Source organism: Polaribacter sp. 2405UD43-2, assembly GCF_058147125.1.
Genome location: NZ_JBYVJX010000048.1, coordinates 1 through 262 on the forward strand (window position 1 = coordinate 1; position 262 = coordinate 262).

Genomic DNA, 262 nt, shown 5'->3' on the forward strand with positions numbered 1-262 from the left:
ACACAACATAGCATTAGCATCTTCTACATATTTAGCCAAATCTATGGGGTTTGCAGAGCCAACACGTATCATTTGTTTTACATTTTCTGTGCTGTATTTTTCTTGAAAACCATTATCTTTTAAAAAAACATTTGATTTTTTATCTGATAATTTTAAGAAATTAGCAGAAGACATTGTTTTAAAATCTTCTTTTTTTGAAACATCATAAGATTTTTTGTTTTTATCTGTTGGTCTTCTAAATTGGCTAGCGTGCAAAGCATAT

Annotated in this window: 1 protein-coding gene; it reads right to left on the reverse strand. The window is 28.2% G+C overall.

Annotated features, from left to right (window positions below; all coding sequences use genetic code 11):
- On the reverse strand, window positions 1-262 hold a 262-nt coding region (locus tag ACY2RX_RS14705), incomplete at both ends, for a hypothetical protein (protein ID WP_490104730.1).